We start from the raw sequence: 13,798 nt of genomic DNA on the forward strand, positions 1-13,798 counted from the left end.
CTCGCCAGGCTCAGGCTGCCGAAGCTGCTCGTCGCTTCGTCGAGCGTGATCGCGGCGGCGTTCAGCGCCTTGAACGTCGCCGCACCCGTCACCGTCAGCGGGCCGTCGTCGCTGATCGCACCCCCGGCGGTCACCGCGAGATCGCCACTGACCGTGGAGCTGCCGAGCGCCAGCGCGTTGGTGTCGCGCAGCGACACACCGGCGGCCGTCAGCGAGACGGCACCACCGAAGTCGTTGGTCGACGTCGTCAGCGTGACGTCGCTCGCCCCGGCGTTGGCGCTGAACGATGCGGTGCCGCTGACGACGAACTGCCCGCTCTGGATGATGTCGCCGCCGCTGGTGACGACGAGTCCGCCGGCACCGATGCCCGACGCGCCGAACTGCAGCGCGTTCAGGTCATTCAGCGTCGCCCCTGAAGCCGTCAGCGAGATGGCACCGCCGAAGTCGTTGCCCGCGGCCAGCGTGATGCTGCTCGCCCCGCCGTTGGCGTTGAACGATGCCGTGCCGGTGACGCTGAGCGCCCCGCCCTGCGTGATGTTGCCGCCGCTGGTGACGACCAGGCCACCGGCGCCGATGGTCGAGGCGCCGAGCGACAGCGCGTTCACGTCGTTCAGCGTCGCACTCGAAGCCGTCACCGAAACGGCACCGCCGAAATCGTTGCCGTTGCCGAGCGTGACGGTCTGCCCGGCAGCCGAGAAGCTGCTGGTGCCGAGGATGTTGAGGATGTTCGACTGCGTCACCGCACCGCCGGCCGTGACCGAGAGGCTGCCCGCCGCCAGTGCGCCCAGGCTCACCGTGCCGGTGTGGTTGAGCGTCACGAGCCCCGTGGTCACGATGCTGCCGGGGCTGGCGAAGGTGGTGCCGCTGCTGCTGAAGCTGCCGCTGCCGAGCGCGAGCGTGCCCCCCACGCTGACGCCCGCGCCGGCGCTGAGGATCAGGTTGAGCGCATCGCCCCCCGGCACGGAGTCCTGGATCGTGCCGTTCAGGCTAATGCTGCCGGCCGCCGACAGGGTCAGCGCACTGGTGCCCTTGCCGTTGAAGTCCAGCGTGGCGCCCGAGCCCCAGACGATATTGCCGTTCTGTGTGCCGGTGCTGCCGGTATTGACCGTGACGCTCACGCCGTCGCTCAGCGCGTCCCTGATCAGGTCGACGCCGAGCGGAGCGTTGTCGGCCGTCGGCGAAAAGGTGAAAGGGTCGGAGTTGTCGATGTTGGTACTGGAGGAGCCGGCGACGATGAACACGTTGTGCGGGTCGAGCAGCCATGCCCCGCCCGCCCCGGCGGGCGCCGACAGGTCGGGCGTGCGGGACACGTCGAGCAGCTCCTTGCCCGAGGTTTCGACGAAACCGCCGTCACCGCCCTCGGCCCCGCCGTGGGCGGCGATGCCGCCGTAGACGCGCGCGACCTCGTCGGCCCAGACGATCACCCGCCCGCCGTTGCCGTTCTCCAGCGCGCTGGCGTCGATCGTCACCTCGGGGCCGACGTAGGTGCGCCTGGCGTTCGGTACCGCCGCGTTGCTGCCCCGGTAGTCACCGCCGATGCGCACCTGGCCGCCACCGCGGGCGCCACCGGCATCGAGCCTGGCCTTGTCCATCAGGCCGACGCGCTCGCCGAGCACGTCGATCTGGCCGCCCTTGCCCTTGGGCGCGCGCGCGTCGAGCCGCGCGTTGCCGGTGACCAGCGTGTCGCGGTCGGAGCGCAGCTCGATGCGCCCGCCGTCGCCGGCACCGCGCGCGGCGGCGTCGAGCGTGCCGCTGTTTTCGACCTTGCCGCCGCTGCCGACCAGGCGGATCACGCCGCCGCTGTCGTCGATGCGCCCGGCACGGACCACGCCGTCGTTGTTGACGACCTTGGCGAACACGTCGCGCGCGGCGCGCGCCGTCAGCAGCACCTGCCCGCCCTCGGCCTGCACGCTGCCGGTGTTGTTCACGGCGACGGCGCTGCCGGGGTTCTTCAGCACGTCCTCGGTGACGGCGAAGCGCATCAGCCCGTCGCCGTCGAAATCGAGCGTGGCCTGGCGACCGGCGGCGAGCGTGACGCTGCCGTAGTCGGCGACGATCGCCCCGGTGTTGGCGACGGCGCCGCCGACCAGCACCACCTCGCCGCCGCGCGCCGCGGTGATGGTGCCGGCATTGACCACGGTGCCACCGGCGCCGCCGTTCGCCGCGGCGAAAGCGAGCCGCCCCTGCATGAACGCCGACGGGTCGACGTCGAGCCCGCTCGCCACCAGTGAGCCGACGTTGAGCCGCGCACCGGGCGCGAAGTAGATGCCGCTCGGGTTGACCAGGAACACCCGGCCGTTGGCGTTGATCGCGCCGAAGATCTGGCTCGGCTTCTGGTCGAGGATGCGGTTCAGCGCCACCGCCCGCGCGCCCGGCTGCTGGAAGTTCACCCGCTCGTTGCCGGCGACGTTGAAGCTCTGCCAGTCGACCGCGAGGCGCTGCGAGGCCTGGCGCACCACGGTGGTGGTGGCGTCGGGGCGCAGCACGCTGCCGCTGCCGCCGACGATGCGCTCACCCTGCGGCCCGGCGAGGACCGCGCTGGGCAGCGTCAGGCCGCCGGCGAGCACGGCGCGCAGCGCGAGCCACAGCGGGTGCGCTGCGGTGAGGGGGAAAGCGGGGCGAGGACGGCTGTTCTTGTTCATGTTTTGCCCCCTGCGCGACCGGCTAGAAGTTGTAGACGAAATCGAAGAAGTACTGCGGATTGCGGTCGTTGCTCGCGTCGTGCGAGCCGAGCGGCGTCGCCACCTGCAGGCGCGCCTGCCACTCCCCCGGTACCTGGAAGCGCAGGCCGATACCGGCACCGGACAGGCGCACCGGCGAGTCGGACGGCTGCAGCGGCTCGTTCAGCCAGCCCTTGGCGTAGTCGGCGAACAACGACAGCTGGAACACCTGGCCCCACTTGAGGTCGCGGAACGCCGGCTCGTCGGCGAAGCCGGGCGCCGGGATCGACCACTCGGCCGACACGAACACGCCCTTGTCGACCAGGAACTCGGCGCGCGGGTAGGCGCGCACGCTGTCCGGCCCGCCCATGCTGAACTGTTCGAGGCTGGTCAGCGGGTCGGCCGAGTACTGCGAGTCCAGCCGCAGCAGCAGTTGCTGCCCGGCGAAGGGCAGGTTGTGGACGCGCGCGAGGTGCAGCTCGAACTTGTCGAAGTCCGACCCCACCCCGCTGCCGTCCGCCAGCTTGCGGCTGGCATCGAGTGAATCGCTGGGCATCGCGCCGAGGAAGTCGGGGAGGCCGTGGCTCCAGCGGAACTGCGCGACGTTGATGCCGGCGGCGTCGACGCGGTCGTAGTCGAGCTGCAGGCTCAGCACCGAGAGGTTGTCGATCTGGTCCGGCTGGTCCTCCTGCTCGGTGACGGCGTGCTTGCGCGCAAGCCCGAGGCGGCCGGTGAAGTTCTGCTGGCGGCTGCGCACGAACTTGCGCGCGACGAACAGTTCGGCGATGTCGCTGATGCCGGAGATGCCGAGCGCCTGGAACTCGCCGCCGACGTCGTACTGGTTGTGCGAGACGTCGACGCCCCAGTAGGTCGCCGCGTCGAAGATCGGGCGCTGGTAGACGAAGCCGCCGAACAGGCTGTTGAGGGGGTCGAAGGTCTGCAGCAGGCTGAGGTCGAGGCGGTCGGCGGCACCGGTCGGGTTGTTCCACGACAGGTCGCCGCGCAGGCGCCACTCGCCGCTGACCTCGGAGCCGCCGTTGTCCAGCGTGACCGTGCCGATCCAGGGCCTGTCGCCCTGCGGCTTCACCACCAGCTCGGTCTCGCCGGTGCGGCTGCCGCTGCGGAAGATGCCGAGGCCGTCGAAGCCCGGGTAGTCGCGCAGCAGCAGCAGGCCGCGTTCGAGCCGGTCCTTGTGCACCACCTGGCCGATGCTGTCCTCGAAGGGCCTGCGCAGCAGTTCGTCGGAGTAGCCGGTCTCGGTGCCCTTGTCGACCGTCACCCGCCCGAGCCGGCCTTCGAGCACGGCGATCTCGACCTCGCCGTCCTTCACCTCCTGCGCCGGCACGTAGGCCTGCGCGACGATGAAGCCGCGTTCGCGGTAGAGCTTGGTGACGCGGTCGGCGACGTCCTCCAGGTCGCCGATGCCGAAGCCCTCGGGCTTGGCCTGGCGCGCGGTTTCGAGCAGCTCGCGCACTTCGTCGAGGCGCAGCCCCTGCTCGGGATGGTCCTCCGCCCCGGTGAGCTTGAACGCGCGCACCGGCACCCGCAGCTGCCCGGCCTCGACGCTGCCGCGCTCGGGCACCGCGGGCACCGTGTACAGCTCGGCCGGCACCGCCTCGGGCAGCGCCAGCGCCGGGCGCTCGGGCATCGCCCCGCCGGGCGTGGCCGCCCCCGGCAGCGACGGGGCGGCGGCGACGGCAGCGGTGGGGTCGAATCCGGCACACAGGGCGTACGCCAGGGTGAACAGGCGGCGGCGATCCATGATGCGCTCCGTATCGGGAAGGTTCGTGATGACGCGGGTTCGCGGCCTCGCACCGGCACGACCGGCCGTGTGCCACGCTGACACGCAGTCTCAGAACTTAGCAGGCCGCTCGGCGCTTCGCCGGCATGGGCACTGGCGCACCGTCACCGGCCGCCGCGCTGGCCGACGTGGATGGTGGCGGCAACGCCCCGCGGGAGGGGCCATGCGCCATGGAACGCCCGTGGACGCCGGCCCGACGCGGCGTCTACTTGAGCGCGCGGGCCACGCGCAGCCCGGTGCTGTCGGCGTCGGCCGCCTTCGACAGGCTCGCCGAGCAGGTCGAGAAGCTGTCGGTGAACGCCCCGCCCATCGCCGCGCCGCCCTTGACCAGTTCCTGGGCGTTGCCGAGCACGTTGACCAGCCCCCAGCCGTTCGACTGCCCGGTGCGCGCCGGCAGCAGTGACTGCCCCTTCAGCACCTTGGTACCGTCGGACAAGCGGCAATTGTAGTCGGCCGGCGGTAGCCCGCCGGCTTCGGCGGCGAAGCGCCACTCCGCCGCGCTCGGCACGCGGTAGCTGAAGCCGCTCTGCTGCGACAGCCACTGCACGTAGCGCTCGGCATCGCGCGCACTGACCCCCACCGCCGGCAGCCCCGGCCCGCCCTTCACGCTGCAGCCGGCGCTGCGGCAGAAGGCGCTCATCTCCTCGTAGCTGACTTCGTACTTGCCGATCGCGAACGGCGTGCCGTTGCCGCCGCCCGCCGGCACCACCACCAGGTCGGGGCCCTTGCCGCCGCCGTTGAGCGCGTCGGTGCACACGCCGTAGGGGCGGCGGCCCTGCCCGGCGAGGCGCGCCTGGCAGGGGTCGGCCCCCGGCGGCGCCGGCTTGCCGGGGGCGGGCTTGGCCACCTCGGGCGCTACCGGTTGTTCCTCGGGCTTGGCCTGCAGCGCCTGCTGTTCGCCGAGCCAGGTGGTGTTGTCGACCCACAGCGCCAGCGCGGCGTCGAGCTGCTGCTTCGCGGTGTCGAGCTCCTTGCGCTTGAAGGCGCGCAGGTAGGCGTCGTGGGCGGCCTCGGCCTTGTCGCGCTTCTGCGCGATGGCGTCTTCGAGCGCCTTGAGCTCCGGGTGGTCGCCCTCCGCCTTGCGCCCCTGCGCGAGCACGCGGTCGGCCTCGCCGAGCTTGCCGGCGGCGACCAGGTCATTGCCGCGCGGCGCGAACTTCGACGGCTGCACCTGCACCGTGATGGTGATCGCGGCGAGCTCCTTGGCGTCGGGGAAGAGCTTGCGCCCGGCGTCGAGCAGCGCCAGCGCGCCGCCCGGGTCCTTCTCGGCCTGCTTGTTGACGCGCTTGGCGAAATCGCGCGGCCAGTCCGCCGCGCGCCGCGCGTATTCGTCCGGGAACAGGCGCTGCGCATCGCGCAGCTTGCGGTCGAGGCCGGCGAGCGCGTCGGGTGCGCCCTTGTCGAGCGCGTCCTCGATCTCGCCGAAGGCGCCCTCGCGGCGGTACTCGTCGACCTTGGCCTTGAGCTCCGCCTGGTCGGGGAAGGCGTCGAGGCCGCGGGCCAGCGTGGCCAGCGCGCGGTCGTAGCGCTTGCGGTCGGCGTCGCGCGCGGCCAGGCGCAGGTAGGCGTCGATCAGGTCGCGCGGCGCCTGCTGGGTCAGGAACGGGTCGGTCGCGGGCAGCAGCGGCCCGAGCTGGGCGAGCGTCCTGCGCGCCGCCTCCGGGTCGTTGGCCTTGATGCGGGTGGCGAAGTCCTGGCGCAGGCCGTCGATGGTGGCCTGCACGCGGCGCTTCTCCTGGTCGTCACGGAACGCCGTCTCGGCGCCGTCGATGCGCGTGCGCAGCGCGGTGAGGTTGGCCTCCGGCAGCAGCCGGCCGGCTTCGGCGAGCTGGCTGCGGGCGTCGCTGAAGCGCTGCGCGGCGAGGGCGGCGTCGATCGCCGCGGCGTAGGCCTGCAGCAGCTGCTCGCGACGCCTGGCGAGCTCGGGGTCGCCGGCGGCGACGCGGCTTTCCAGCTCACGCAGGTCGGCGTACACCCCGCGCCCCCAGTCGGTACCGCTGAAGGGCTTGGCCAGGCGCGTGTCGAGGCGCGCGTAGGTATCGCTGATACGCCGCGCCTCCTCGGCACCACGCGCCGCCTGGCGCGCACGCTCGACCTGTGCCTGCGCCTGCACCAGGCGTTCGGACTCCGGCAGCAGGCGCAGGCCGTCGCGCAGCGACGCCGCCGCCGCATCGAGTGCGCCACTGTCGACCTGCGCCTGGGCGAGCTCGGCGAGGCGCCCGGCGATGCGCTCGCGGCCGCTGCTGACCAGCGGGTCGGTGGGTGCCAGGCGGGCGAGATCGTCGAGTGCGGCCAGCGCCTCCGACGCCCCGCTGCCGCCGCTCTGGATCGCCGTTACGGCACTGTCGAAGCGCGTGCGGGCGGCGTCGAGCGCCTGCGCGCGGGTCTGCTCCAGGCGCTGGCGTTCGGCCTCGGCGAGCTGCTGGCGCGCCGCCTGCTCGGCCTGTGCCACGTCTTCGGCTTCGCGCGCCAGCGCCTCCGACAGCGCCGCGCCCGGCGACAGCTCGCGCGCCTGCGCGAGCGCCTGGCGCGCGGCGTCGAAGCGCCGCGCGGCACGGTGCTGGCGCGCGCTGTCGAGCCAGCCACGGGCGATAAGGTCGCGGGTACGCTCGATCGTCGCCGCCGGGGCGGCTTCCGCCACCAGCCGGTTGAGGCCCTCGCGCGCGGCGTCGAACCGCCCGCCGCCGACCTGCCGGCGGATGTCCTCCTCCAGCGCGCCGAAGCGATCGCGCAGCGCGTTCTCGGCGTCGCTCAGGGTGCGCGCGCGCTCGGCGAGCCAGCCCTGCGTGAGCAGCGGCTCGTACTCGGCGAGCAGCGCCCGCGCGCCCTGCCAGTCGCGGCTCGCCTGCGCGGCCTTCAGCGCGGCGTCGAGGGCGTTCTGCAGCGCGGCGTCGAGCGCCTGCCGGCGCGGGTGGTCGGGGGCGAGGCGGGCGAGGCGGATCAGGTCGTCGCGGCGGCTGAGGAAGTCCGCCAGCGTGCGCGGCTGGAAGCCTTCGAGCGAGGCGACCAGGTTCGCCACCTGCTGGTCGCGCAGCGCCCGCTCGGTGGCGAGCCGCAGCCGCCCGCCGATCTCGGCGAGCGCCGGATCGTCCGGCACCAGCGTCGCCGCCTCGGCGAGCAGGTCGCGGGTCAGGTCGAGGTCGTTGCGCGCCAGCGCCGCCTCGGCCGCCGCGGCGTAGGCCGGCGCGATGCGCGGGTCCTTCAGCAGCGGGTGGGCGGGGTCGACGCCGGCGAGGCGCTCCAGCACCCCCTTGACGCCGTCGGGCCCGGCTTCGGGGCCGAGCAGGTTCTCGTCGAGCGCACGGGTGAAGGCCTGGTTCAGCTCGTTCAGCAGGCGGTCGCGACGCTCTTCGAGCGCACGGCTGCGCTGCACCAGGTCGGCATCGCGCGGGTACCACGCCAGCGCCTGCTTGAGCCGCGCCGCGGCGGCATCGAAGTCGTAGCGGCCGGCGGCCTCGTCGACCTCGGCGTCGGCCTGCGCAAGCACCAGGCGGATCAGTTCGTCGCGCAGGGCGTCATCGGCGAGCACCTGCCGGCGGGTGTCGTCGGACAGCTCGGCGAGGCTCGCCAGCGCCGCCTCGGCGCGCCCGTCGCCGGCGGCGATCTCCTCGCGCAGGGCGGCCACGCGCCGCTCGTTCAGGTAGTTCTGCAGCGGCCCGGTGGCGACCAGCGCGATGATCGCCACCCCGGCACCGGCGGCGCCGATGATCAGGCCGCGCCTGCTGCCGCCGCCATGACGCTGGACGTCGCCGTCGAGCCCCTGCAGGAAGGCTTCGCAGGTCGGCGTGCGCGCGGCACGGTCGAGCGCCAGCCCGCGCTCCAGCGCCTGCCACTGGCGCTTGCTCAGGTGCTTGATCGGCAGGGGCTTGAGCCCCGCCTCGCGCACCTTTTGCGCCGACTTGCGCTCGAACGGATGCCTGCCGCCGAGCAACTCGTAGCTCACGCAGGCCAGCGCGAAGATGTCGTCGCGCGGGTCGGGCTCGGCTCCGTCGAACATCTCCGGGCTGGCATAAGCCGGGGTGCGGGCACCGAGCCCCCCGGCGTCGAAGGTCTCGCGCCGCGCCTGCTCCTCGTTCGCGATGCGCGCAATGCCGAAGTCGAGCACCTTCACCTCGCCCTTGCGGGTGATGAAGGCATTGCCCGGTTTGAAGTCCGAGTGCACCAGACCGCGGCGGTGCGCGTAGCCCAGCCCCTCGGCGAGCGCGGCGATGATCGGCCGCGCGGTGGCGTAATCGAGGCCCTCGCGCGGCACCTCCTGCTTGATGTAGCGGTCGAGCGGCTCGCCTTCGAGCAGCTCCATGGTCATGAAGCTGATCGTCGGGATGCGCGTGGTGTCCTGATCGAAGTCGTAGACGCGGATGACATGGTCCGACGCCAGGTTCTGGACCTTCTTGGTTTCGCGCTGCAGCGTGATGACGGCGTCGGGATGGCGCGAGAACTCCGGCGACAGCACCTTGACGGCGACGTAGGGATCGATGTCGCGGGCCGCCTCGCGGCGCATGTCGAGCGCCTTGAACACCTGTCCCATGCCCCCCTCGCCGAGCTTGGCTTCGAGCAGGAAGCGGTCCTTGAGGACGTCGCCGACGTCGAGCGGGCGGTCGTTGAACACCGGCGCACCGGCGTAGCCGCCGCCGCTGCGCGAGCGCACCTGGGTGCGGTCGGCGCCGGTTCCGGTACCGCCGGAGATCGCCGACGCGCCGCCGACGCCCCCGCTCACGCCGCTGCCGGAGATGGCCGAGGTGCCACCGGTACCGCCGGTGCCGCCGGTCAACGGCGAGCCGAAGCTGCGCCCGCTGATCGGCGCCGCCGGGTGCGGCGCGAACACCACGGTGATGTCGTCGCCGCCGGCCGGCGGTGGCGTCTCGGCCGACGCCGGCGGCGCCGGGGTAGCGCCCGGCAGCACCACGGCCGGGCGCTGGCGGGTGGGCGCATCGCCAGCCGTGGCGCCTGGCGGCGGCGGCGGCGCGTCGGGGCGCGACACCACCGCTTGCAGCGGGCGGGTCGATGCGCCGACATCCGCCGCCGGCGGCGTAGCCGGACGCGGTGGGGTGAACGCGGTCACGCCCCCATCCACCGCCGGCGGCGTCGGTGGCGGGGTCGGTGATGCCGGGGCGGGAGCCGGCGTCACCGCGGGCGGCACGGCGATCAGCGTCAGGTCGGGCTCGGGCTCACCGGGTGACGGCGGCACCGGCAGCGTCGGCGCGCGCGCAGCCGACGGGCCCTCGACCGCCTGCAGCACGGCAGCGGGCACGCGCGCGCGCAGCAGCGGGCCGAGCTCGGGGTCGAGCTTGCCGGCGGCGATCGCGCGATCGAGCAGCGCGAGCATCGGCCGCAGCTCGGCACCGGCGGCGCGATCGGCATCGAACGCGTCGGCCAGGTCGCGCGGATCGGCCTGGCCGAGCAGATAGGCCCTGAGGGCTTGGTCGAACGCGGCTCCCAAGACGTGTGGCTCCTGGTGGTCGGCCCCGCGCACGGCGGCACGGGGCGGTATTCGGGCGTCGCCGTGCGCGGGGCACCTGCGCCTGGCGCTACCTCAGAGTCAAGCACAAGACGGTCGCCGGCGGCCGCGGGCTACAGCGGCGGTGGCGGCGCCAGCGGGCGGCCGGCCACGGCGGCGCGGCGGCACGCCTCCCAGCGCGATTCGAGGTCGAGGCGGCGCAGCGTGTCGGCGTCGCAGCCGGCACTCAGGTCGAAGCCGCGGCACCAGCGGGTGCCGCCGCGCAGGCGCTCGGCGTCGCGCGCCCACACCGCGCGCGCACGGCCGCCGTCGGGCAGCGTGACCTCGTCGGCGAACTCGGCGGCGAAGGCATCGTCGGGGTCGTGGTCGGTGCAGCGCGCGCGGCGCTCGCCGCGCACGTCGACCCCGGTGAGCTTGGTGAACGCCGCGCCGGCGGCGGCGGCGAGGCGCGGATCGGGGACGACCATCGCCGCGATCAGCAGCTCCACCACGGCGGGGTGGCCGTAGGCACCGAGCAGCCCCGGCCCGTCGGCGCCGAGCGCCGGCTGCGCGGCGAGGTGCAGGATCTCGTCGCGCGCCTGCGGCCCGGCGAGCACCGCGAACAGGCGCACGGCCTCGCGCTGGGCCGCCGGGGCGGCGAGCGCGAGGCGCCGGCACACCTGGAGCAGCCAGGGCTGGCCGGTCCAGGCCGCGGCTTCGAGCGCAGCGGCGCGTACCCCCGGATCGTCGCCGCGCAGCGCGGATTCCCATGGCCGCGGCGGCACCCTGCCCGGCGGGTCGACGCGGGCGACCACCGCCCAGGCCTGCGCGCGCACGCCGGCGTCGGCGTCGTCGAGCAGCGCCTGCAGCCGCGGCGCCAGCGGGTCCATCGCCTTGTGCGCGGCGAGGGCGGCGGCGGCGGCGATCGCGCGCGGCGCCGTGCCGGAGGCGAACTGCTCGCGCAGCGCGATCACCGTGAGGTCGACCGGCGCGGTGGCGAGGGCGTCGCGCAGCCCGGCGAGCGCCGCCCCCCCGGCCTCGGCGAAGGCGGCGGTGACCTGCGCCGCGGCGCGCGGCTCGCGCAGGCGCAGCAGCGGGAAGGCGGCGGCGAAGGCATTGCTGCGGCGCGGTTCGAGGAGTTCCGGCGCAAGCAGCTCCGGCAACATGGAACGCGCCAGCAGCAGGCCCTGCACGTGCGCCTCGATGCGCTCGTTGAGTTCGGCGACGTCGCGCAGCGTGTGCACGCTCGAGTTCAGGCGCGCACAGCGCTGCGCCCAGAGGAATTCGAGTTCCTCGACGTGCTCGACCAGGATGTCGTGGATGAACAGGGCGCGCGGGGCGCTCATGCCGGTGGCGCTCCAGGCGGCTGCCTCAATTGATCGATACCGTGCCGGCCTTGATGCGCTGCGTGCGCTGCGCGCGCAGCAGGATGTCCTCGCCGCGGATCGCGAGCTTGCCGTCGGCACGCAGCTCGACGGCAGCCTCGCCGCACTTGAGCACGAGTGACTGACCGGCCTCGATGACCACGCGCTCGGGCGTCGCCGGCGGCTGCGGCGCGCGGTAGCGGCCGATGCGCCCGAGCACCACGCCGGGCGCATCGCCGGCCGGCGGCTGCACCAGCAGGCGGTCGCCGGGGGCGAGCTCGATGCCGGCGGTGGCGGGGCCTTCGAGCCAGTCGCAGAGGCTTTCGCGGCCGTCGGCCAGGCGCACGCGCAGGCGGCCGTCGGGCTCGATGGCCAGCAGGGCGGCGGGCTGCGCCGTCGCCGACGCGGGAAAGTCGAGCAGCGGGGTGGTCTGCGCTTCGGCGCTCATGCGGTCTCTCCGGTTCAACCGGCCCAGTCGGCGGGCACGGTGAAGCTCAGGCTGTCGATGCCGGCCGCCTCGACGGCCTTCCTGACGGATTCATGCACCACGATGCCGCTGACCGACTCGGCGAGGCGGAACATCAGCGCGCCGCGCGCCCGCGCCGCGTCGAGCGCCAGCGAATCGAAGTCCACCGACACCATCGGTCCGTCGGGCGCGACATAGATGGATTTCGCCAGATCCGCCGCCGCGATCACGCCGATGATGTTGAAGGCCAGATGGTCGGCGTGGATCTGGCCGCTGTCCTCGTCCTTGATCTCGGCCCGGTAGACGTCGAGGTTGCTGACCCCGGCTTCCTGCAGCGCCCGGTGCAGGCGGGCGCTCATCAGCGGCAGCGGCACCTTCACCAGTTCGGTCAGCACGCTCTTCCTGCGCATCTTGACCGTCGCCCGCACCGGCTCGGGCATCGGCGGATCGAAGCGGCGACCGAGGATCCAGCTGCGACCGGGCCGATCGGGCCGGTAGGTGACCATCGCCGGGTAGTGGCCCGCCGGCGCCCGGCAGTCGAGCATGTAGTACATCACGCCCCTCCCGCGCAGCCGCCGGCCCGCACCGCGCACCCGCTCATCCGCCGCCCCCCTGGCGGTTGCGCACGTGGGCGAGCACCCAGTCCGAGGTGTAGAGCTTGTCCGACCAGCGCCCGCCGCTCAGGTAGCCGCGCAGCGAGGCCGACAGCCCGTTCAGCCGCGCCACCAGCCCGAACGGCGTGGGGACACCGAGATCCTTGATCTTCTTGGCTTTCTCCTTGCAATCCGGACAGTTCTTCTCGTCCACCTGCTTTTCCTTCAGCAACAGGTAGTTGGCGTGGATCTTCTCGAGGTGCTCGAGGACGTAGTTGCTGTAGGGCTCGTGACGGTCGTGGAACTGCGCGCGCGTCAGCTTCATCGCCAGGCTGACGTAGCGCCACTTGCGGTTGTTCGGGTCGGCCTGGAAGTTGGCGCCGCTCAGGCGGTTGGAGCTCGGCGCGCCGTCGATGATCGGGCCGCCGTCGGCGAGCCCGTCCATCGCACCGACCGCCCCTTCGTTGAGATCGACATCGACGCCGACGTCGTCTGGGTATTCGACGTCGTCGTCCTCGTTGCTGTCGTCCCCCTCCCACACGCCCATGCCGCCGCGCCCACCGCCGACCGCGTAGTTGCCGGGCAGGAAGACGCCGTTCTCGACGCCATTGACGTCATAGCCGACGTCCGCCCACACCACGCCGTTGCTGAAGCTGTCGTCCTTGAGGTCCTCGCTGTCGTTCTTCTTGACCATGAACTCCAGCAGCTGCGAGCGCTTGAGCGATTCCTGCGCGGGGATGCAGTGGTGCGCCGCACAGGTGACCGGGTAGGCGTGCTGGTAGAGCTTGCTGGTGGCGTCCTTGCGGATGTTCAGCAGCACCGGCCGCGGCTTGCGCGAGCCCTTCTTGTGCAGCGCATGGCCGGGGATGTCGCGCGGATTCAGGATCGGCGACTGGTCCTCGCGCAGTTTCGAGTACAGGTGCGTGCTGGAGCCGTTCTTCATCTTGCGCGCGAGCGTGCCGCCGACACCGATCAGGTCGTTGTCGACCTTCGGCGGCGTCGGCGTTTCGTGGTCGAAGGGACACTTGGTCTCGTCCTCGTTGACCATGCCGATCGCCACGCCCTCCACGACCTCGGTCATCGCCGCCTCACCCGCAGATGTTCTTCTTGTTGTGCCAGAGCATGTCGCCCATGCGGCAGACGTTCTTGCCTTCCAGCATCACGTTGAACGAGTACAGCAGGAACTCGCACTCCTGCTTGAAGGTGCTGCTCATCACCCCGCCGGCGACGCCGGCCTCGTCGCCGGCGCTCATCATGTACTTGGCACCCTTGACCATGATCATGTTGCCGCCGTCGGCCTCGACCGTGGTGGTGCCGCCGCTGGTGTCGGACGACTTGCCGATGTTCGGGTAGGGGATCGGCACCGGCGGCGCCGGCGGCGCCGGCGTCTTGCAGACGTCGGGGAACACCATGCTCATGCCGCCGCTGCCCTTGTGGGCGAAGCCGGTGATGTTGTGGACGGTACACGGCATCGGCG

The 13,798-nt window shown here is 72.9% G+C and carries 8 protein-coding genes; all 8 read right to left on the bottom strand.

Translation table 11 applies throughout. From position 1 onward, the window contains the following. Positions 1-2,642: two-partner secretion domain-containing protein (locus tag EV699_RS17540; protein WP_132545225.1), on the bottom strand; the 2,642-nt coding region annotated here is incomplete at its 3' end. 22 nt (positions 2,643-2,664) lie between these two features. Further along, entirely contained in the window at positions 2,665-4,422 is a 1,758-nt protein-coding gene (locus EV699_RS17545) for a ShlB/FhaC/HecB family hemolysin secretion/activation protein (RefSeq protein WP_132545227.1), read from the bottom strand. A gap of 244 nt (positions 4,423-4,666) precedes the next feature. Then, the gene (locus EV699_RS17550) at positions 4,667-9,901 is read right to left on the bottom strand and encodes a protein kinase domain-containing protein (protein ID WP_132545229.1); all 5,235 of its coding nucleotides are present in this window, start codon (positions 9,899-9,901) and stop codon (positions 4,667-4,669) included. Between the two features lie 131 nt (positions 9,902-10,032). Continuing rightward, positions 10,033-11,244 (bottom strand): hypothetical protein, encoded by a 1,212-nt coding sequence (locus EV699_RS17555; protein ID WP_132545231.1) that lies wholly within the window; start codon positions 11,242-11,244, stop codon positions 10,033-10,035. Between the two features lie 25 nt (positions 11,245-11,269). Continuing rightward, the gene (locus EV699_RS17560; RefSeq protein ID WP_132545233.1) at positions 11,270-11,710 is read right to left on the bottom strand and encodes a hypothetical protein; all 441 of its coding nucleotides are present in this window, start codon (positions 11,708-11,710) and stop codon (positions 11,270-11,272) included. Between the two features lie 14 nt (positions 11,711-11,724). Beyond that, a complete protein-coding gene (locus tag EV699_RS17565; RefSeq protein ID WP_132545235.1) occupies positions 11,725-12,282 on the bottom strand; it encodes an imm11 family protein in 558 nt (185 codons plus the stop codon). A gap of 43 nt (positions 12,283-12,325) precedes the next feature. Continuing rightward, entirely contained in the window at positions 12,326-13,402 is a 1,077-nt protein-coding gene (locus EV699_RS17570) for a hypothetical protein (RefSeq protein ID WP_132545237.1), read from the bottom strand. A gap of 7 nt (positions 13,403-13,409) precedes the next feature. Continuing rightward, the gene (locus EV699_RS17575) at positions 13,410-13,793 is read right to left on the bottom strand and encodes a DUF4150 domain-containing protein (protein WP_132545239.1); all 384 of its coding nucleotides are present in this window, start codon (positions 13,791-13,793) and stop codon (positions 13,410-13,412) included. Between the last annotated feature and the right edge of the window lie 5 nt (positions 13,794-13,798).

The sequence above is a fragment of the Plasticicumulans lactativorans genome (assembly GCF_004341245.1).
Classification (GTDB): domain Bacteria; phylum Pseudomonadota; class Gammaproteobacteria; order Competibacterales; family Competibacteraceae; genus Plasticicumulans_A; species Plasticicumulans_A lactativorans.

What these genes read in the sequence shown, in the direction of transcription:
- EV699_RS17545 (WP_132545227.1), bottom strand. Translation starts at nt 4,422, where the DNA reads ATGGATCGCCGCCGCCTGTTCACCCTGGCGTACGCCCTGTGTGCCGGA.
- EV699_RS17555 (WP_132545231.1), bottom strand. Translation starts at nt 11,244, where the DNA reads ATGAGCGCCCCGCGCGCCCTGTTCATCCACGACATCCTGGTCGAGCAC.
- EV699_RS17560 (WP_132545233.1), bottom strand. Translation starts at nt 11,710, where the DNA reads ATGAGCGCCGAAGCGCAGACCACCCCGCTGCTCGACTTTCCCGCGTCG.
- EV699_RS17565 (WP_132545235.1), bottom strand. Translation starts at nt 12,282, where the DNA reads ATGTACTACATGCTCGACTGCCGGGCGCCGGCGGGCCACTACCCGGCG.
- EV699_RS17570 (WP_132545237.1), bottom strand. Translation starts at nt 13,402, where the DNA reads ATGACCGAGGTCGTGGAGGGCGTGGCGATCGGCATGGTCAACGAGGAC.
- EV699_RS17575 (WP_132545239.1), bottom strand. Translation starts at nt 13,793, where the DNA reads ATGCCGTGTACCGTCCACAACATCACCGGCTTCGCCCACAAGGGCAGC.